14 protein-coding genes are annotated in these 20,024 nt (G+C 46.6%); 5 read left to right on the top strand and 9 right to left on the bottom strand.

Annotation, left to right across the window (positions count from 1 at the left end; genetic code table 11):
• The first annotated feature begins 4 nt into the window (after nt 1-4).
• From A3K86_RS19375 to A3K86_RS19365, 3 genes are all read left to right on the top strand, one after another.
• Entirely contained in the window at nt 5-1,945 is a 1,941-nt protein-coding gene (locus A3K86_RS19375) for a bifunctional diguanylate cyclase/phosphodiesterase (RefSeq protein WP_068335268.1), read from the top strand.
• Nucleotides 1,942-4,146: a type I secretion system permease/ATPase gene (locus A3K86_RS19370; RefSeq protein ID WP_084406688.1), complete on the top strand. Its 2,205-nt coding sequence runs from the start codon at nt 1,942-1,944 to the stop codon at nt 4,144-4,146. The genes A3K86_RS19375 and A3K86_RS19370 overlap by 4 nt, the downstream gene beginning before the upstream one ends.
• Nucleotides 4,147-4,239: 93 nt before the next feature.
• Nucleotides 4,240-4,743: a hypothetical protein gene (locus tag A3K86_RS19365; RefSeq protein WP_068335266.1), complete on the top strand. Its 504-nt coding sequence runs from the start codon at nt 4,240-4,242 to the stop codon at nt 4,741-4,743.
• Nucleotides 4,744-4,839: 96 nt separating this feature from the next.
• Here the strand turns inward: A3K86_RS19365 and A3K86_RS19360 are convergent, their stop codons facing one another.
• The 9 genes from A3K86_RS19360 to A3K86_RS19320 all read right to left on the bottom strand — a co-directional run bounded on the left by A3K86_RS19360 (nt 4,840) and on the right by A3K86_RS19320 (nt 16,566).
• A complete protein-coding gene (locus tag A3K86_RS19360) occupies nt 4,840-5,973 on the bottom strand; it encodes an ABC transporter ATP-binding protein (protein ID WP_068335263.1) in 1,134 nt (377 codons plus the stop codon).
• A 4-nt stretch (nt 5,974-5,977) separates the two neighbouring features.
• Complete coding sequence (locus tag A3K86_RS19355) at nt 5,978-6,706, bottom strand: HAD family hydrolase (protein ID WP_068335260.1); 729 nt, start codon at nt 6,704-6,706, stop codon at nt 5,978-5,980.
• On the bottom strand, nt 6,696-8,216 hold the full coding sequence (locus A3K86_RS19350; RefSeq protein ID WP_068335258.1) for a CehA/McbA family metallohydrolase: 1,521 nt from the start codon (nt 8,214-8,216) through the stop codon (nt 6,696-6,698). Before A3K86_RS19350 ends, A3K86_RS19355 begins: the two co-directional genes overlap by 11 nt.
• 88 nt (nt 8,217-8,304) lie before the next feature.
• Complete coding sequence (locus tag A3K86_RS19345) at nt 8,305-9,573, bottom strand: extracellular solute-binding protein (protein WP_068337054.1); 1,269 nt, start codon at nt 9,571-9,573, stop codon at nt 8,305-8,307.
• 6 nt (nt 9,574-9,579) lie between these two features.
• Complete coding sequence (locus A3K86_RS19340; protein ID WP_232322031.1) at nt 9,580-10,584, bottom strand: carbohydrate ABC transporter permease; 1,005 nt, start codon at nt 10,582-10,584, stop codon at nt 9,580-9,582.
• A gap of 16 nt (nt 10,585-10,600) precedes the next feature.
• Nucleotides 10,601-11,485, bottom strand: a complete 885-nt coding sequence (locus tag A3K86_RS19335) for a carbohydrate ABC transporter permease (protein WP_068335255.1) — start codon at nt 11,483-11,485, stop codon at nt 10,601-10,603.
• Nucleotides 11,486-11,596: 111 nt separating this feature from the next.
• Nucleotides 11,597-12,565: a LysR substrate-binding domain-containing protein gene (locus tag A3K86_RS19330; protein ID WP_084406687.1), complete on the bottom strand. Its 969-nt coding sequence runs from the start codon at nt 12,563-12,565 to the stop codon at nt 11,597-11,599.
• A gap of 176 nt (nt 12,566-12,741) precedes the next feature.
• Complete coding sequence (locus A3K86_RS19325) at nt 12,742-15,792, bottom strand: efflux RND transporter permease subunit (RefSeq protein WP_068335252.1); 3,051 nt, start codon at nt 15,790-15,792, stop codon at nt 12,742-12,744.
• A gap of 6 nt (nt 15,793-15,798) precedes the next feature.
• Nucleotides 15,799-16,566, bottom strand: a complete 768-nt coding sequence (locus tag A3K86_RS19320; RefSeq protein WP_068335250.1) for an efflux RND transporter periplasmic adaptor subunit — start codon at nt 16,564-16,566, stop codon at nt 15,799-15,801.
• 415 nt (nt 16,567-16,981) lie between these two features.
• On the opposite strand from A3K86_RS19320, the gene A3K86_RS19315 reads away from it, so the two are divergent.
• A complete protein-coding gene (locus tag A3K86_RS19315; RefSeq protein ID WP_084406686.1) occupies nt 16,982-18,688 on the top strand; it encodes an amidohydrolase in 1,707 nt (568 codons plus the stop codon).
• Between the two features lie 328 nt (nt 18,689-19,016).
• Entirely contained in the window at nt 19,017-19,952 is a 936-nt protein-coding gene (locus tag A3K86_RS19310) for a LysR family transcriptional regulator (RefSeq protein WP_068335248.1), read from the top strand.
• Nucleotides 19,953-20,024 lie beyond the last annotated feature (72 nt).

Below are 20,024 nucleotides of genomic sequence, written 5' to 3'. Positions count from 1 at the left end.
GATCATGACTTTATATCGACAACTGTTCAGCGGGATGCTGATACTACTTATCATACTGATCTTCGGCGTCTTTTTGATTCAATTCAACACGACTCGTGATTTCCTGCGGTTGCAACAACAAAACGAGCTGGATAACACCATCAACTCAGTGGGTATGGCGTTAAGCCCTTATCTTGATCAACAAGATATGATCGCCGCAGAATCGTTAATCAATGCGACCTTTGACGGTGGATTCTACTCATCAGTAACCTTGGAAGTCTTCGATCCCAAACAAAATATCGAGCGCGAATACCAACTCGATATCGAAGGTGTACCCGATTTCTTCACGCAACTGATCACCATCAAGCCATTAAGCCAAAGCCGCGTGTTAACCAATGGCTGGCTGCAAGTCGCCGAGCTTTCGGTCACCACCAACACCTCTTTTGCTTACCTCAAATTATGGCAAGCCAGTGTCCAGCTCTTCTGGGGCTTCATCGCCACCTGCTTGCTCGGCACTGTAATGGTGTCGATCTTTCTGCGCCGCGTTTTAACCCCGCTCACCGCGATTCAAACTAGCGCAAAAGCGATGTCAAACAATGAGTTTCGCCAACCATTAGTGGTACCTGAAATACGCGAGCTCAAAGATGTGGTCATGGCGTTTAACCATATGAGCCAACAACTGAAAGCGCATATCAATCATCAAGCCCAAGAAGCCGATAAACTGCGGATTCGAGCTTATCAAGACCCCGTTTCTGGACTGGCGAATCGTCCGTATTTGATCACCAAACTCGATACCCTAGTTGAGCACGGTATTGAAGGGGGAGTAGCTCTTTTACGCGCTGATTTTCTTGCCGATTGCTATGAAAGACTAGGCTACGAGGCAGGCGACGACCTGACCGTAAAACTCGCCAAAAGCCTGCAGGAATTAGCCTCAGATGAAATCACCATTGCACGATTAAATCATGCGGAATTTATGCTGTTGCTGCCTCACAACAGCAATACAGAATTAACTCAGTTAGGACGGGCGATTTTAAATAAATGCGCAGCACTGCAAAGCGATCCACTTGATATTAGCCCACTCAATGCCGCAATTGGTTTGGTGGTACGCAGTGAGGACGACACCACCAGCAGCTTGTTGGCACAGGCAGATAACGCGGTGAATCAGGCAAGACAGCAAGCCTCTGAGCACCTGTTTTTGATCGACAGCAGTGACCACACACTGCGCCTAGGAAAGCAGCAATGGAAACGTCTGGTCGACCATGCCATCAGCCACAACCAAATCACGATTAATCTCCAAGCCGCCACCGATATCAAAGGCAAGGTGCTGCACCAAGAAGCCTTTAGTGCTATTTACGATGGTCAGAAAACTTACTCTGCCAGCCAATTTTTAGGGGCGATAGAACAGCTTCAAGCAGGACCTGAGTTTGACCGCCATGTCACGGCACAAATCGTGGCAATGCTTGAAGAAGGTCGCATTCACGGACCAAACCAAGGACCAATTGCGATCAACATTACTCAAAGCAGTATTAACGACACTGGGTTTATGCGCTGGTTAGGTACCTTGCTCAAGTCAAAACCTCACCTAAGTGGACAATTACTGTTTGAACTTCCCGAAATCAGCTTTTTAAATCAGCTTGATAATATCGAATTACTTTGCGACATCATTCACCGCAACGGGTTTGATTTTGGGATCGATAACTATGGACACAACTTTAGTTCGGTCAGTTATTTACATCGCTTTAAGCCCGCTTATGTCAAATTAGACTTTGCCTATACCCAGCATGTTGATGATCAACTCAAAGCCGATGTACTGGCCTCTATCACTCGAAATGCGCATACCTTGGGGATCATCACGATTGCCTCTCGGGTCGAGACGACTGAACAAAAAGACAAACTCACCGCCTTAATGATCAAAGGCTTTCAAGGCTACGGACTTCATCCTCAATTGCCGCAGGAGGATGAATGAAAGATCCGCTGCTGCACTGCCTCACCTACTTATGCCGCTACTATGGGCAAGCCAACTCGCCTGAAGCCATCATCGAAGGTCTTCCCTTAAATGATGGTTGGTTAAGTCCGTTGTTACTACCTCGTGCGGCAGAGCAAGCAGGGCTTCATGCTCAAGTTGAACAGCAGCCACTCGATACCCTTTCCGCTTTGCTACTGCCTGCAATCTTGGTGCTCAAACACAAAGATGCCTGTGTCTTACTCAGTATTGATAACGAGCAGCAGCAAGCCGAAATCGTCCAACCTCACTTACAAAACGAAGCTCAGACAGTGCCACTTGCTACTTTATTAGCTAATTACGGCGGTCAACTGTTCCTCATTAAAAAGCAATTTCGTTACGATGAGCGCTCGCCAGAAGTACTCAAAACTCAGCAAGGGCATTGGTTTTGGGGTACGTTATGGCAATCACGTTCTATCTATCGCGATGTATTTATCGCCTCAATCCTGATCAATCTATTTGCCATTGCCACGCCGCTATTTACCCGCTTGGTGTATGACAAAATTGTGCCTAACTTTGCCTTTGAATCACTGTGGGTACTTGCTAGCGGGATGGCGATCATCTTTATTTTTGATTTGATCCTGAAGTTGATGCGCAGCTTTTTCATTGATGTTGCAGGGAAAAAGTCTGACATCTTATTGTCAGCCAAAATCTTCAATAAAGTGCTCGGCGTGCGAATGGAAGCCAAACCGCCCTCGGTAGGTGCCTTTGCTCGTCACCTCCAAGAATTTGAATCCATTCGTGAATTTTTCACCTCGGCTACGGTTGCGGCACTAATCGACCTTCCCTTTGCCTTGTTATTCTTAGCTGTGATCGCACTTGTAGCTGGTCCTTTAGTGTATGTGCCGTTAGGTGCAATGTTGGTGCTGGCAATTTATAGCTGGCTTATACAGCGTCCTTTAAGAACCAGTATTGAAGAAGGTTCGCGACTTGCCGCGCAAAAGCACGCCAACTTAATTGAAAGCCTTCACGGCTTAGAAACCGTCAAACTCTTTGGCGCTCAGCATCAGTTCCAATACCGTTGGGAAGAAGCCGTGGCTCATTTAGCCAATTGGGGGATCAAATCACGACGCTTAACGGATTCGGTACAAAACAGCGCTGGCTTTTTACAGCAATTTGCCTCCGTTGCCATGATAGTGTTTGGGGTGTATTTAATTGCAGATGGTCAGCTCACTATGGGTGGCTTGATCGCCGCTACTATGCTCAGCAGCCGCGCCGTTGGGCCTTTGGTGCAATTGTCTCTGCTTTCTACCCGATATAACCAAGCCAAATCTGCGTTCAGTATTCTGGAGCAATTAATGGCAATGCCTTCCGAGCAAGATAGTCAAAAGCGCTACATTCATCGCCCTGTCCTCAACGGCAAAATAGACTTCGATAACGTGAGTTTTGCCTATCCAGACAGCGATAAGAGCGCACTCAACAAAGTGAGTTTCACCATTGAGCCGGGAGAAAAGGTGGCAATAATCGGTCGCATTGGCTCGGGGAAAACTACGATTGAGCGACTCATCATGGGCTTATACCAAGCGCAAGAAGGTGCGGTACGAATTGATGAAACCAATATCAATCAACTCCACCATATCGACGTTAGGCGCAATATCGGCTGCGTGCCGCAAGATAATTTGCTGTTTTACGGTTCGATACGCGACAACATCACCTTGGGTCGCCCACTAGCCAGTGATAGCGACATCCTTCAAGCCGCACAACGCGCAGGTGTTACCCAATTTAGCCAGCATGATAATGCCGGACTAGAGAAACAAGTCGGCGAAGGAGGCAGTGCGCTGTCTGGTGGGCAACGCCAAGCCATCGCTATTGCTCGTGCCCTACTCGGTAATCCGCCAGTACTACTAATGGATGAGCCCACCAGCAGTATGGATAATCGCTCAGAAGCGGGGATCAAACATCAACTCGCCAATTTAAGCGATCAAGAAACCTTAATTCTAATCACCCATAAAACCAGCATGTTAGAGGTCGTTGACCGCTTGATCGTGCTAGAGCAAGGGCAAGTGATTGCGGATGGCGCTAAGCAGCAAGTGCTGCAACAACTCAAAGACGGACAAATTAACCCAGCTTCTTCAAACCACAACCACAGTGATCATTCACAATCAACGAACACGATGAAAGCCAGTAATATTCGTGCGACGTCCCGACCCGCTAAAAAAGCCTAAAATCACGGTTATTGATATATACTATCCGCTTCAATTTTTCAGGGCTTAATACCAACCCAAATAAGCACCTCATCATTCTTTATTGGGATAACAATGAACAAGCAAGCGCTTATCGAACAAATTATTGAACAGTTGACCCTCACTCATCAAACAGCAGTGGATGCTGCTCAGCGTGCGCATGAAACGGCAACCAACGAAGAAAACGCCCCTGAAAATGAATACGATACCCTATCGTTAGAGGCTGCCTACTTAGCTCACGGACAATCACAACGCGTCGCTGAATGTATTGCCGATCTACAAGCTTTCAAAGCGTTAGATTTCGCAAACCCTATGACTCAGCAACAAGTTATTTTAGGTAGCTTAGTTGAACTTGCCGATGAGGACGATAAGGCGAAATGGGTTTTCTTCGGCCCTAGCGCGGGTGGTTTAAAACTGCAGATGCCATCTGAAGAGAACGCCAACGCAATCATTGAGGTCACTGTCGTCACGCCAAGTTCACCACTAGGAAAAGAATTACTGAATCGCGCTGTTGATGATGAAGTGGAACTGACCATCTGCGACAAAAAGACGTTCTTCGACATTATTGCTTTGTACTAAACCACTGTCTGCCAGAGGCGCTAAATCGCACAAAGCCGCTGATATCAGCGGCTTTGTTTATTATGGCTGTCACTTTTCTGAATTAAGCAAAAAGAGCTAGCTTGTCAGCAAAGCGTCTTCGGTTTCCATATCGAATAAATGGCAGTGAGACATATCAAAATGCAGTGGCATAAGATCACCATGATCGATATGTTGCGCTGGGTTATAAGGCACGCGAGCGATCAGCTGATCGTCTCCAATATTAAAGTACAAGTAAACTTCGTTACCCATAGATTCAACCACGTTAATGGCCGACATCTCGATGTCTTGCATATTGTGTTGGTCTGTTACTTCCACTGTGCTGATGTGCTCAGGGCGAAGACCAAACCACACTTGTTGCCCGACTTTATCCGTAACCTGACGCGCCTTATCTTGAGGCAAGATAAAGCGCGAGCCATTACCAAGATGGACGTAGTAGTGACCTTCTTCAAAGGTAATCGTCGCCTTAATTAGGTTCATCGCAGGTGAGCCAATAAAGCCAGCCACAAACTTATTGGCAGGGCGTTGATACAAGTTCATTGGCGTATCTACTTGCATGATCTGCCCTTGGTTCAGCACGCAAATACGATCTCCCAGCGTCATCGCTTCTACCTGATCATGAGTCACGTAAATCATGGTTGCGTTTTGCCCTTCGTCTTTTAGCTCATTGTGAAGCTGCGCAATACTGACTCGTGTTGATACGCGCAGTTTGGCATCGAGATTAGATAACGGCTCATCGAACAAAAACACATCCGGCTTGCGCACCATCGCACGACCAAGCGCCACACGTTGACGCTGCCCGCCCGACATTTCACCCGGCTTTGACTCTAACAAGTGACTAATTTCTAAGGTTTCGGCAGCATCGCGAATACGACGGTCGATACGGTGCTCATCGAGCTTTTGCTGGCGTAGGCCGAATGCCATGTTCTCGTACACTGACATGTGCGGGTACAACGCATAGTTTTGGAATACCATCGAAATGCCGCGATCTTTTGGCGGCAAGTCGTTCACGCGCTGCTCACCAATATAAATATCGCCCCCCGTGATCTCTTCCAAGCCCGCAATCATGCGCAACGTGGTCGATTTAGCGCAACCCGAAGGACCCACAAACACCATAAACTCACCTTCTTTGATAGTGAGATCGACCCCTTTTACGGCTTTAAATCCGTTAGGGTAGGTTTTTTCAACTTGTCGCAGTACAACTTCTGCCATGAGGTTATCTCGCTAGTAATTCAGGTTCAAAATCTGCCACCGACGACAAAATCACATCGGTGTAAGGTTGCAATTCATCAAGGGTCGCAGTACCCGTCAGCACGCCCACTTTGTGTGCTCCTGCGTTGGTGCCAAATTCCATATCTGACACCGTATCGCCAAACATCACTACTTGTTCAGGGCTTAACTCGCATTGCTGACAAAAGCCATTGAGCAAGGCAGGGTCTGGCTTAGGCGTAATATCGCCATCGGAATACCCTAGGTAATCAAACAGCTCAAGGAGCTCTGCTTGTGCCAAGCTAAACAAGGTTGCCGCTTTAGTATCTGCTGTGGCGATACCTAGCTTATAGCCCATTTGTTTCAGTTTAATGAGCTTATCTTTAACCCCAGGCAGCGCTTGGATCAGCAGAGGGTTGTCTTCAACTTGCTGATTGAATAAAGCTTTTATTTCAATCGAGAACGCCTTTAATTCTGTTTGTAACGCTAACATCTCAAACCAAGCTTGCGCGGTATCTTCAACCGGATTCGAAGCCAATAAGCCGTGGTTATCGACGTAATCACCGTAAATACCAATCGCTTCAAGTAAATGCTGCTCGGTAATTTGTTGGTGCGCCATTTCGTTGCGGTATTCATGACTAAGTGCACTCACCACACCTTGCGATACCTTGAGCCACATTTGATGAAACTCCAGCAAAGTGCCGTCTTTATCAAACAATAAACCTTTAATTTCCATTGCGTTCCAAACTCTCCATCACTTCGCCCCAAGTCGACAAAGTGGGTGTGGTAAATTGAGCATAATTGCTGTTGTAAATAGGGTTGATTAGCCCTTCAAACTCACCGTCAGTTCGGCGAATATCAATTCGTAACCACGCGTATTGGCTCATATCAACACGAAATGATGTTGTATCTTTGCTTATTGAATAACGCGCAATCACCTTGCCGTCAGCCACGAGCTCGGCTTGATAATCATGAAACTCATCGTCTACAGACAAGCAGTAATCCACCGCTTGATCACCCGCATCTTGCCCCGGCAGCAGTTGCCCGCGATTAATGGCAAACCGTAAACCGCATTTACGCTCAAAATACACATGCCCAGCACGAAGCCCAGCCAGAATACCTTCGCCGCTCAACCCATTGGCATAAACATAGGTCGCAGGATCGCCATATAACGACGGTTCTTCCGCTTGAGGATTACGCTCGTGGGGTTCGAGGTGAGAATCACTGCCACCGACGCCTGCAATACGATGTCCTGCGTTCCATAACGCACTGAGCACCTGTAGTGCACCTTCGGTCGCTTGCGGTGACGTCGACCAAGTAGGATCGCAACACACTTCCATCGTGTTTACTTGCGCCAACGGCATGGCGTTGTAATACCAGTGCCAAGGTTTCATCATCGGATGATTGATGCTAATCGAACCTTGAGATGCTGCACCGACGAAAGCACTTGTTTCATCAGGCGCAATCAGAGACAGTCCTTGCTTGATCAATGCTTCGCTACTGTAGTCAGCATTTTGCATTGCCAAACCTCGGTGCGGCCCATGCACATTGAAGTGACCTTGGTCGGTCGTGACTTCAACCCCCGGCAACACCAAGGTGTTGGCAAGCAGAGGCAACTGGGGATGACAGATGTTGTGCTCGGTTAAGAAGAAAAAGTCGAGGTGTTGCTGCTCTATAATTTTTGCTGCCGCGAGCAAACTATTATGTCCATCCGACAAACAAGTATGAGCATGCAGATCACCACAATACCAAGCCGAGTCAGGTTTCTTTACTTGGCTATAATCAAACACAATCTCGTTCGTTGCGCTCAGCGAGGTGGTAGTGGGAAAACTATTATTTGGTAACAGCGCATCGACAGAATGACTATCTTCAGCACCAAAAACACCACCAGCACTCTCGTTAGAGTTGAATAACACTTCACACTGATACTGCATCGCTTTCGGGGTGCGCATTTCGCCTTCGAGGTTATACAGGTGCAGTTGCCACTCACCTGCTGGCAGCCCTTGCGAAATACAACCTCCAGCAATTCCCCCTAAAGACGCTTGCGTTGAAGTAATCACCAAGCGCTTCTCGGCCTTTTGCCACAACACACTGGCGCGTAATTGCTGCTGAGGCGCGTACAAATAAGCATACATAAAGCCTTTTTTGACTGTCGTGCCCGTAATAACCAACTCAGTGGTGTTCGCTGGTACTTCAAAGACAATCATCTGATGACCAAAAGTCAGCTCACCATTAAATTTCAACATCGGCATTCTCATTTAACCAAAGGGCTGCTCAGAGCTAATTATCTAGCTTAAGTACTTAGCCTGAGCAGCATTTCACGATAACGTTACATTAAGAACGATTAGCGCGATCTAGCGCTCGTTGAGCGCGTTTCGCCGCTTGTTTCAGTGCTTTTTCGGCTGGAATATTCTCGATTTGCACCTGATCTGCTGCAATCGCTAGCGCATCGAGAATTTTGCCGTTCGTTGGGTCAAAGAAATTCATCTGAGCAAAGCCAGCCTGTTTTAGAGGGATCAACGCGTGTGGGTTTTCTTTGGTAAACGCTTGATACTCTTCTACCTCTTCAACGCTTTGACGAACTGGGATGTAACCAGTGAACATTGACCAACGCGCTGTATTTTTCGCATTGGTGTAAAAACGCATGAACTCAAACGCCCCTTGCGCTGCCTTGTCATCCGTACCTTTTGGCATCACAAAAATTTGTGCCGCGGCTTGTGGCTTTGATGGGTTATTCCCCCACCCGGGTTGGGTGGTTGCGGCAAGACGAGTGAAGTCCAAATCACCTTGGTCACCCGATGAACCTGTGTAGCCTAAAGCGCGATTTTTCATCACATCATCAATGGTTTTGTACCAATACTCCCAACCTTGACCACCGTGGTGAATGCGCATCACTTTGTCATCGTGGATCCACTGACGGAAAGCATCCCACACTTCAACCCACTCTTTGGAGTCGATCATCACGGTCTTGCCGTCATCACTCAGCACTTTAGCGCCGTTTGAGAAAGCGGCATCGATCATGTTGTCTTTGCCCCACATCGGCTCCCAACCATAGAAGGTCACGTTACCTTTACTATCCGTTTTGCGCACAGCGGCAGAAACCTTTGCCACGCCTTGCCATGTTCTCAGATCTGCTTCACTGAAGCCGTGCTTCGCTAACACCTGCTTGTTGTAGTAAAACACTTGGGTTGTGCCATAAGCTGGTAAACCGTAAACCTCACCATTGGTTTTGGTGACTTGTTGACGAAAAGCAGCTAGAAAATCGTTAAAGTTGAAGCTATCGTCGATGTAAGTCGCCATATCTCGCACAAGATTGCGCTTTGACATCGCGGACGCTTGCTCGGCTTTTAGCAGGACAAACTCAGGGGCGGTTTTTGAAGCCATACCCGCCTGTAGCTTCTGGTATGTTTCTGCATAGTTACCTTGCAAGGCACCTTTGATAACGTATTCATCCTGACTGCTATTAAACTCTTCGATTAACTTGGCCATCATTTGCTGAGGTTTCACCCCGCCCGAATACCAAAAGTCCACTTCCGTTTTTGCCAAGGCATGATTAGTGAATGCCAATGAAGCACAAGCTATCGCTAAGGTTTTTAGTTTCATATCCATTTACTCTTTAACACCGCTATCGTTGGTGATTCCCGTTAGAATCGTCTTTTGACATAACACGAACAGCACCAGTAAAGGCATTACTGCAATGGTGCTTGCCGCCATAATTTGTGACCAATTAAGCCCGTAGTTCCCTTCTGCGATAAAGAACTGACGAATACCCGTGGCAATCAAATTTAGCTCTTGTGAAGTGATCACCAAGCTTGGCCACATGTAACTGTTGTAATTGGTAATAAATGTAATGAGGAACAGTGTTGCTAATGCGGCTTTGCACTGTGGTAACACTATCGCCCACAGAATTTTTAGCTCGCCCGCACCGTCAATTCGCGCCGCTTCAATCAAAGAAGGGTGAATTTTCAAAAACACCTGACGCAGGTAAAACACCCCAAACACGCTGGCTGCATTCGACACAATCAAGCCAGCGTGTGAGTCCAGTAGCCCCATTCTTGCCAAGGTGATGTACGAGGGAATGTAAGTCACCGCCCCCGGCAGCATGTAGCAGCCCATCACCACAAAATAGAGCACAGTTTTCGATTTAAACTTGAGCTGCGTAATGGCGTAAGCGAACATGGCTGAGTTCAAAATCACAAACAAAGTGGTGCACAGCGCGACCGTAAAACTGTTGAAGATGTACAAGCCAAACGGCGCACTTTGAAAAGCATCGACAAAGCTCTGCCAGTTAAAAGTGCTGGGAATGATCATCAGCGGATTAGCAAAAATCTCATCATTCGATTTCAGCGAGCCCGATAGCATCCAAATAAATGGAAAAACCATCATCAAACCTGATACCAGCAAGAAGCCGTGTTTTAAGCTATTTTTCAGCGATAAAGCCGATTTCGCTGTTACGCCTTGGTGCGCTTTCTCTGTTCCGCTTGCCGTTTTTCGACTTGTCTCGCTCTGACTTGCAACACCCTGTTGTTCACCACAAATGGCATTCGCAAAGTGACTTGTTACTATTGGGCGTGATTTATTGGCTGGTAGCTCCAGCGTATCCATAGTGCTCATGGTTATGTCCTTATGCTTAGTAGTAGACCCAGCGTTTACCCATGACGGTATTCACTATGGTGAGAGCGCCGGTGATCAGCAGGATAATCAATGAAGTTGCAGCCGCCGGTCCCATGTCGTATTGCTCGAAAGCTTGCTGGTAGAAGAGGTATAGCAAGGTTCGGGTGCTACCACTTGGACCGCCTTGGGTTAGAATTTGGAACTGATCAAAGGCTTGAATCGCGGTGATCATATTGACGATCACCAAGAAAAAGGTGGTTGGTGAAATCAGAGGTAACGTGATTTTGTAAAAGCGCGTCCACGGACTACAGCCATCAATTAATGAAGCTTCATACAGCGAGGTCGGGATCTTGTTCAAAGCACTAATGTAGAACAACATCGTCCAACCCACCGCTTGCCATACTGTCACGACAATCACAGCAAACATGGCGGTATCACCACTTTCGAGCCATGCAACCGGGCCGATACCAACCTTGTCTAATAACAAATTGACCAAACCGGCTTTCGACTCAAACACCCACGACCACACGATAGAAATCGCCACCGTTGGTGTGATCCAAGGTGAGAAAATCACTGCACGATAAAACTGACTGCCCTTAAAGTTCTTGTGTAAGAGCAGCGCGAACATCAAGCCAATCACCACGGTTGGGATCACCACACCAAGGGCGAACAAAAAAGTATTTTGCATTGCCTGAATGAAATCGCTGTCTTCCAGCATGTACTGGTAATTTTCCAATCCCACGTAGTAATAGTCAGGCGAAATGTAATCCCAGTCAGTAAAACTGATATACACACTCCAACCGAACGGCACTAGCCAGAAAGTAATAAGCGGGATCATTAAAGGTGCAATAAATAACAAAACTTTGCTGTTATCTTGCAGCTTTTGGCGGTTAAACTTCATAGTCGTTATCACTTGTTTATCAAGATGGGGATAGCATAAGTTCGCTGTATGACAGGCTTATTTGCATCCACAACAGTTTTTGCAAACACCGTCATAAGAAAAACTATTGGGTTACGTCACAGAAGGTGCATTTTCCTTAATCCCTCCTTCTGAGGTAGGCGTATTCACTGACAATCCAGTTTTAAACGCTTCATCCCGTGACACTGTCGGCTCACTAAACTGTTGGTGCAGCCAATCGCAAAAGAAATTCACTTTGGCTGCCCGCTGCTTTTTGGTGATCAAGTAATGAGCTGATTCCGATGGCATCGCGCCCTCGACTGCGGTGACCACATCACCGCGCTCTAACCACTCTTGCGCCACTAAAGAGCGCACCAAGAGCACGCCTAATCCGTGCTTGGCAGCCTGCAAACCATGTAATGAATTGGTAATTTCAAGCTGTACCGAAGGAGGATGCAAAGTACAGTGATTATGATTGAGCCACTGAATCCAGCTCTCTTCGTATCCTTTCACTTGAATTGCGGGCAGTTCAGCTAAATCGGCTTGCGCTAAAGGCTGAGCGTACTGGCTTTTAAACTCAGGGCTACAGACCAATAGCCAAGATTCTTGGAACAAACGCTCCGCGCGCGTATTAGGGCTTTCTGTAAAACCATTGGTGATTTCAACATCCGCCTCTTGGCATGGCTGCTGAGAAGGCCAATCCACCAAACTGATATCTAACCGAATAAAGGGATGTTTCTGCGCAAAATCGCCCAGTTTAGGCAGCAGCCAAGTGTGACCAATCGAATGATTCACCTTCACCCGCAACACATCGGCTTGCTGTTCACCGAACAGAAATTGGGTCTGGGCTTTTAAATGATGCAGGGTACCTGTCACCACGGGGAGGTATTGTTGAGCTTCATGGGTCAGCGACACCCCGCGTTGGCTGCGGTAACACAGCGTCGCCCCTAGAAAGAGTTCTAAGCTTTTCAATTGCTGACTAACTGCCGCTTGCGTGACATGCAATTCACGAGCAGCCGCGCCGATAGATCCTAATCGCGCCACCGCTTCAAAGGCGACTAAGGCTTTTAATGGAGGAAGCATACCTTGCCCTCTCGGAAATAAGGGCAATGTAATGGGAGGAGTTGACAAAAAAATGAATCAATTAAGTCACTTAGATGACAGCGAGCAATTTTGAGCCAACAGCGACAACTCATAACGAAAAACGCCGCGTTATCATTAAGCTAACGCGGCATCAGGCTATTTATTGTTTAAACAACTTATGAGTTCACACTCGCAGGTGGCAAATCCATCGTAGCTTGTTGCTGACGACGAACTTTCCACTGCAAAATGTAACCATAGAGTGATGGGATCACCAACAAGGTTACCAACATCGAAATCACACAGCCCCAACCAACCACTAACGCCATCGGTGACATGTAGTTATCGTAACCACCTAAGCCATATGCCAACGGCACCAAGCCCACCACAGTGGTGATTGTGGTTAAGATGATAGGCCGCACCCGACTCTTGGTCCCTTCGACAATAAAGGCAGTGATATTGTTAGGGTTTAACTTATCCATGGTCGAGCGGAAGTGCCAAATCAGCACCAAGCTGTTGTTCACCATTACCCCTATCAACGCAATCATGCCGATCACCGAGAAGAAGCTCAGCACCTGCCCGTGGATGTAAAGGATAAACAGCGCCCCACTCACACCAAACGGCACAACCAGTAACACCAACAAACCTTCAATCCAGCTATCAAACAACAATAGCAGCAAGATACTGATCCCAGCGATGGCTAGCACCAAAGCAACGCTAAAGCCTTGTTCCGCTTGCTGTGTTTCTAGGATTTGTCCTGCAGCCACCAATCGTGCACCTTGGTAATCCTTACCCGCAAAAGCTGCCGTTACTTGGTCAAAAACTTTAAGCGGATCGGTCACACTTGGATCGACACCGGAAGAGACTCGGATCACTCGCTCACCATTAAAGTGAGTAATTTGCGACGCTGTGGTGGTTTCCTGCCAGCGGATCAATTTCGACATTGGCACCAAACTACCGTCGGCAGCGCGTACCATCAGGTTATCTAGCTCAAATAAGGTTTTATCGTCATTTTCCAAACTAACGCGGAAGAAAACCTCTTCTTCACCGTTGAAGATCCGCGAAATACGCTCACCTTCAACCGCATACTTAATGATATTACCCACTTGCTGAGCTGAAATACCGTAAAAATTAAGCCACTGGTACTGCAAAATAGCTTCAACCCGAGGCTGGCGATCGTGCAAGTCACGATTAACACGCTTAGTACCCGGCACGGTTTCTAAGAAGGCAGCCAAATCATCAGCCATCGCATTGCGTCCTTCATCGGTCCCGCCAACCACTTTGATATCAACAGGTCGTCCCGCAGGTGGACCACCCGCATCAATATCAAACTCAACCTGTGCCAGACCCGGTATTTCCTCGCCAGCCGCTTCCCATTCTTCAACCAAATCTTCAGCATTACGTTCACGAGAATTAACGGGCGTTAAAGAGATGATCCAATAACTGTTTGGCGTCCCAACTTCACCGTACCACGAGGCAACTTCAGGTGTATTTTCAATCAACGCTTCAAGCTGCTGAGTACGTTGCCATACCTGATCGAGCGACAGCTCTGGATCGGTTTCCGCTGACACCTCAATCAAATACGCGCCATCAGTTGGAAAGAACAGGTAACTCAGCTGGTTATATGAGTAAACACCCAAGCCAATGCACAATGCCGCAGCGCCTGAGAGCACCCACTTACGCTTGGTTTGCGCCCATTGCACAATTTGATAAATAGGTTTAAAGCGATCGCGGCTTGATACCACACCACGCGTATTTTTCGTTTTACTCAATACCCCCTGCATATGAGCAGGTATAAAGAACATCGCATCGACGAACGAGAAACACAGCGCAACAATGACGGTCAGAGGGATCACATACATCACCTGCCCAGCATCGCCTGGTAAGAACATCAAGGGAATAAAGGCAATCATGGTACTCAGGATGCTGGCACTGATAGCGGGGAACACCGCTTTGATACCATTTTTCACCGCATCTGGTACCGATTGACCTTCCTCGACCAATGCCATGATCTTATCGCTGACCACCACCGCATCATCAACAATGATCCCGATAATCAAAATCAAGGCTGATAAGGTGAAAGCATCCAGAATTTGCCCCAATGATGGCAGCAACGCCATCGTACCGAGCAAACAAACAGGAATAGATACCGCGACCCAAAACGCAATCCGCTTTTCGAGGAACAAGGCCAGTACAATCAGCACCAAACCTAAGCCGACTAAACCATTGTTACGGACGATATCGGCTTTGGCTTGAATTTCATTGGCAAGATCAAAACCAACACCCAATTGGTAATCGTCGCCAAACTGGCGGCCAAGATCGGCTAAAACGGCTTTAACATCACTTGATGTTTGCAACACATCGGCCTGCTGATCGGTACGCAAATCAAACAAAATACTGCGCTTACCGTTCATTGAGCCATAAGCTTCAGCTTTTTCAAAGGTGTCTGTAATGTCACCCGCGACATCGCGTAACCGAATGTTCGGCTGGAAGCTAATAAACATCTCACCCAACTTATCAAGGCTATTAAGCTCAGCTAAGGTGATTAACTCAGGGTTATCTTGCAATAGCTCTAGTCGTCCGCCACTGATCAGCACATTACGCTCTGCAATAAACTGCGCTATCTCATCTATGGTCAAACCGTAGCGTTTCAATTGCGCTGGTTCGAGGGCAATTAAAAACTCCGGCTCGCGAAGATCAATCGGGTAAACCTGTCCTATCCCTTCAACCCGACGTAACGCCAACTCAACACTCTTTGCGCGATTACGCAGTTGTTCGTATGGCAGATCTGAGCTGATCCCAACCACCATAAAATCCAAGCTATAGGACTTCTCAACCACCAGCTGAGGCGCATCGGTAACACCTGTTGGTAGATCCGAAACACGGTTAATGGCATCGCGCACATCTTGATAGACGGCATCAGGATCTGCCAACCCACCGTTTAAGCGAAATTCGATTTCAGAGACACCAGCTTCAGATACCGAGTGAAATTCTTTGATCCCCGATACCGACAACAACTCTTTTTCTAACTTACTGGTGACATTACTCTCTACATCCGATGCCGAAGCCCCCGGATAGACAGTACGTATTACCCCTTCGCCCATATCAAAACGCGGCTTCTCTGCTAGGGGCAAATGCTTCAGGGCCAACAGCCCTAACACAATGACAATTAAGGTTAATATCTTTGCAGCCAAACGTCGTTGGCTTAGCAAGGTCAGTAAATATTGCATAACGAATTACACTCCTTGTTCAGCCCATTCCACTTTGGCTTGCATCCCTGCTTTTAAGATTTGTTCAGGGTTATCAACCACGACCTCCACTAAAAAGCCCGGCTCACCCGCTTCAAAAGCAGGAGCAAGAATATCAACCTTACCCGCCATCACTTTATTATTAAGGGCAGGAATAATGACACTCACTTTATCACCAACTTTCGTTGCTAAAATATCCGACTCTAATAAATGAAATTGCACCTTCACTTTATGTAAATCGACTAAGGTATATAACGCCTCTCCAGATGGAATAAACTGACCCAGTTCGACATTTCTTTTTAAAATGGTGCCAGAAAAAGGCGCTTTAATTTCCGATTTATCTTTTTCTCGCTGTGCCATTGCCAATTTGATTTTATCGACTTCGACCTGTGCCCGACTCAAGGTCGTCACTCGATTTTGCTCATCATAATCACTGGCTGAAATCCCTTTAGTTTTATACAAGGATGCAAAGCGTTGTAGCTGCTTCTCTTGCGTGATTAACTCATTTTGACTAACCCCCAATTCTGCTTTAGCTAGCTTTACATTCAATAAGTTATCAACAATTGATAATTTTACCAATACCTCTCCTTGAGCAATTGCATCACCAATTTCTGACGAGTATTCATCAACAATGCCCGTCACTTCACTACTCACGGTAACGCTGCGGATAGGCGCGAGATACCCCATTGCGTAGTCCTTGGCATAAACAACCTGACTACACACAAATAATAATCCAAGGCATAAATACTTTTTCATCACAACCCACCTCAATATCCTTATTCATCACAAACAAGGCGTATATCTCTACTTATAACGCCACTTCAGAATAGAATACTGTATAGAAAGTGAATTCAAGATGAACAAGCACACATTTACATTCAATATAAGAATACAATTAACTCAAATGAGAGCTTAAACGAATATTCGGTTCGCATTGAAACTAACAAAAGTAATAATTAAATAAGAACTAAACCTGACGCATAGTTAAGTTGAAGAACCATGGAGAGCTAAAAATACCCTAATATTAAGTGTTAACAATTTGACAGTTTCACTATCTCAAAATGGTGATAGTGACTAACTTTCACTATATTTACTGCGCATTATGATGGCATCTAACAAGAGGCTACTTAGCCAACAGATTCAACAATAACCAAAAACAGAGCGACCACTTATGCCGAAGTCACTGAAAACCTCAATTAAACACGCCCTACTTACGGGTGGCTTACTGTCATCAGGACTGGCTTTTCATGCCAATGCCGCTTCACCGCAAGCCGATATTATTTTTACCAATGCCAACCTATACCAAGCGCCATCGTCGCAAGCTATCGTGGTGCATCAAGGTCGCTTTGTGTTTATTGGCGACACCCAAGCTGCAATGCAATACCAAGGCGAGCACACTGAGACCATTGATCTGGAAGGTGCTTTTGTCATGCCTGGTTTTGTTGATAACCACAATCATATTTTTGAGGCTGCTTCCGATGTCGGTGGCAACTGCGAACTAGGGATGGATGCCAGCTTAGAAGAGCAAATTCCATTTTTGGAATACTGCCGCAAGCAAGCAAAAGACAAAAGTTGGATCATGGGATACGGCTTTACGTTGGAGAACATCCTCAACGAAGACAATAACCGCACACCACTCGCCGTGCTTGATAGTATCTTTCCTGATCAACCCGTGGTGTTAATGGAGCAAACTTCTCACTCTATGTGGGTAAACTCTATGGCGCTAAAAAAAGCAGGTATCACGCTTGATACCCCGCAGCCACAAGGTGGGCGAATTCTTCGTGATGAGGAAACGGGCGAGCTAAACGGTATCTTGCTCGATAATGCAGGCGATCTGGTGATGGAAATGGCGTGGAATGGCGTCAAAGACAAGTTCAATCAAAGCTACGAAGGGTTGATGAACGGCTTGGATGAAGCGCGTAGCCACGGTATTACCACTGTCGGCGATGGACGCTTGTACTGGAAGCGCGGCTGGCTCGATGTATGGCAAGAGGCAGAGCAAAACGGTGATTTAACCGCACGCGTTTCACTACGCCCGTGGATTTACCCTACTGAGCCTATGAAGCCACAATTAGCTTTCTTGAAAGATATTCAATCGAAAGAGAAGACGGCACGTTTGGTGATCGACCAAGTGAAAATGTACAGCGATGGTATTTTTGTAAACGGCACCGCGAAAACCCTCGCACCATACCTTGCTACTTATATCGAAGATAGCCCGTACGGTTTGAATTACATTCCTGAAGGACAGATGGAAAACTGGCTAACGGAGCTCGATAAGATCGGCTACGGCGCTCATATTCACGCGATTGGCGATGGCGCGATTCGCGAGTCGCTCAATGCGGTCGAACACGCCCGTAAGATGAAATCCCAACGCGACTACACCTTAACCCACGTAGAACTAGTCAACAGCAAAGACATTCCCCGTTTTAAGGCATTGGATGTAACGGCTGATTTTCAAGTGGGCTCGGATTACGTTGCCGAGCACGACCATTCATGGGCAGAAGCTTTCCTTGGAAAAGTACGAGCTCGCTCACTGATGCAAGTCAACCGCCTCTACCAAGCTGGCGCCAATATCAGTTTAAGCAGCGACTGGAACGTGCACGACATCAACCCGTTAGTCGGGATTGCAAATAGCTTATTGATGGATAAATCAGGGCTTCCTGATATCGACACCGCCATTGCTGCCTACACCATAAATCCAGCCAAGAGCTTAGGGCTTGCTGATGAAATCGGCACGATTGAAGTAGGAAAATCAGCTGATCTTGTGGTGCTAGATAAAGACATTACAAACCTAAAACCAGAGAACATCCCTAATGCACAGGTACTGATGACGGTATTACAAGGCGAAATCATATTTGATATAGATGATGAAGAGTAACCTCTTTCAACCACGGTTAAGTAAACCGTTATGTCTAAGTAACCCTAACCCCGTGTACCACTAAATTTCTAGTGTTGCATAACGCATGACTTTAAAAATCGAGTGGACACTCAAGAAACAAAAAGGCAAATAAAGAACCTAGCCACTTCCTTCTTTTTGAAGGAAGTGGCTCGTGATAATCCAGCGCGTCATTGCTATACCTGTTCTAATATCCATTCTCCGAATAGCAGTAAGAGCATAAAAATTAAGTAGATACACCAACAAGACTACACAAACGGCTTTATATCCATTACATTTTCCGCATGAATAATAACGATGGATTGATAACGTGCTCTTACAAGATCTTGAAGTTATCTTAGAAGTGGCTCAATTTCGTAGCATCACTGCCGCCGCGACAAATTTAGATATGCGCACAGCAACCGCCAGCGCAGCAGTAAAACGTGTTGAAGCCGCACTTGGCGTTGAATTATTCATTCGTACCACTCGCCAACTCAGGTTATCGCCGGCGGGTGAACGCTACCTGCCTCAATGTGAGCAAGCACTCTTGATGTTGCGTCAAGCTAAGCAGAACCTCCAAGAAGATCAAAGTAGCTTGGATGGGGAAATTCGCATTGCCCTCTCTTCAGATCTTGGACGCAATACCATCACCCCTTGGCTGGATCACTTCCTTGCCGACAACCCGCAAGTCAATTTACGTTGTAACGTTACCGACAGTAATATCGATTTTTATCGAGACGCAGTTGATATGGCACTTCGCTATGGCTCACCAACCGACGCCAGCATGTACGGATTTAAAATCTGCAATGTCCCTCGATTATTATGTGTCAGCCCTGCATACCTAAAAAAACACGGCACACCGCAACATCCCGATGAATTACTCGACCATAATGGGCTTTTCTACCAACTACATGATCTGCTGCAAGATGAGTGGACATTTAGTAAAGATGGCAAAACACATAAAATCAAACTGAAAGGGAACCGTGCATCTAACGATGGCGATTTAGTAAAACGTTGGTGTGTAGCGGGACAAGGTTTTGCGATCAAATCCAGCTTAGATATGGCGCAAGAATTACTCAATGAAGAGGTTGTGAGTGTCATGTCTGATTATCAGCCAACAGGGACTGAATTATGGCTAATTTGTCCAAGTCGCCAGTCGATCACTCCGACTGTACGCCTATTGAGAGATTACTTTAGAGAAGAAACTCACTCTCTTCTTAGCCAATTGGTAGATAAAGGAATATTAAATAGCGATGTGTTGAAATAACGCAGCTACAATCACACAAACGGTGAACACTGGCACCATTAATAATTACATCTTCTTAATGGTGCGCAGCAA

This window comes from Photobacterium jeanii, assembly GCF_001650345.1.
Classification (GTDB): domain Bacteria; phylum Pseudomonadota; class Gammaproteobacteria; order Enterobacterales; family Vibrionaceae; genus Photobacterium; species Photobacterium jeanii.
This window is presented reverse-complemented; position numbering and strand designations above follow the sequence as displayed.

Excerpts from the sequence above, each read along its gene's own strand:
- A3K86_RS19375 (WP_068335268.1), top strand. The coding sequence starts at position 5 with ATGACTTTATATCGACAACTGTTCAGCGGGATGCTGATACTACTTATC.
- A3K86_RS19370 (WP_084406688.1), top strand. The coding sequence starts at position 1,942 with ATGAAAGATCCGCTGCTGCACTGCCTCACCTACTTATGCCGCTACTAT.
- A3K86_RS19365 (WP_068335266.1), top strand. The coding sequence starts at position 4,240 with ATGAACAAGCAAGCGCTTATCGAACAAATTATTGAACAGTTGACCCTC.
- A3K86_RS19360 (WP_068335263.1), bottom strand. The coding sequence starts at position 5,973 with ATGGCAGAAGTTGTACTGCGACAAGTTGAAAAAACCTACCCTAACGGA.
- A3K86_RS19355 (WP_068335260.1), bottom strand. The coding sequence starts at position 6,706 with ATGGAAATTAAAGGTTTATTGTTTGATAAAGACGGCACTTTGCTGGAG.
- A3K86_RS19350 (WP_068335258.1), bottom strand. The coding sequence starts at position 8,216 with ATGTTGAAATTTAATGGTGAGCTGACTTTTGGTCATCAGATGATTGTC.
- A3K86_RS19345 (WP_068337054.1), bottom strand. The coding sequence starts at position 9,573 with ATGAAACTAAAAACCTTAGCGATAGCTTGTGCTTCATTGGCATTCACT.
- A3K86_RS19340 (WP_232322031.1), bottom strand. The coding sequence starts at position 10,584 with ATGAGCACTATGGATACGCTGGAGCTACCAGCCAATAAATCACGCCCA.
- A3K86_RS19335 (WP_068335255.1), bottom strand. The coding sequence starts at position 11,485 with ATGAAGTTTAACCGCCAAAAGCTGCAAGATAACAGCAAAGTTTTGTTA.
- A3K86_RS19330 (WP_084406687.1), bottom strand. The coding sequence starts at position 12,565 with ATGCTTCCTCCATTAAAAGCCTTAGTCGCCTTTGAAGCGGTGGCGCGA.
- A3K86_RS19325 (WP_068335252.1), bottom strand. The coding sequence starts at position 15,792 with ATGCAATATTTACTGACCTTGCTAAGCCAACGACGTTTGGCTGCAAAG.
- A3K86_RS19320 (WP_068335250.1), bottom strand. The coding sequence starts at position 16,566 with ATGAAAAAGTATTTATGCCTTGGATTATTATTTGTGTGTAGTCAGGTT.
- A3K86_RS19315 (WP_084406686.1), top strand. The coding sequence starts at position 16,982 with ATGCCGAAGTCACTGAAAACCTCAATTAAACACGCCCTACTTACGGGT.